Raw genomic sequence first — 388 nt, 5'->3', positions numbered from 1 at the left:
AAAAGAACCTGCGTTGTGTATGGCGAGGATGAGACCGAGCATCCGACAAAATTCTGCTGCCAAAGGATCAATTCTGCACTCGCCGATGGCGCAAAACCGATGATGGCGCATGAGGCGAGGAGCATTCTGTGGACAATCATTTCCGCATTTCCCTTTACCTGTGCGAGCCAGAAAGCCCGTTATGCTATATATTGCATTTTCAAATGAATATGCCATAAAGAGTCTCATTGTCACCCCCAAAAGGCCACAATCGACAACAGATCGTGAGGCTTTTACCGGCGGAAAGTCGTAGTTCAGCATGAATATATCGCAATATGACAGCAATAGAACTCGATCTGCATTTGCCGACACTGATTTCGGAATGATTATCCGATCTGTATTAGTGGGC

The 388-nt window shown here is 46.4% G+C and carries 1 protein-coding gene; it reads right to left on the bottom strand.

What is annotated here, in order from left to right; all coding sequences use genetic code 11:
- On the bottom strand, positions 1-216 hold a 216-nt coding region (locus HBA93_RS19105; RefSeq protein WP_221724355.1), incomplete at its 3' end, for a hypothetical protein.
- Positions 217-388: the final 172 nt, after the last annotated feature.

This window comes from Ochrobactrum sp. SFR4 (assembly GCF_019730395.1).
GTDB lineage: Bacteria > Pseudomonadota > Alphaproteobacteria > Rhizobiales > Rhizobiaceae > Pseudochrobactrum.
Note: the sequence above shows the minus strand (reverse complement) of the source record. Positions and strands in the feature narration are given on the sequence as shown.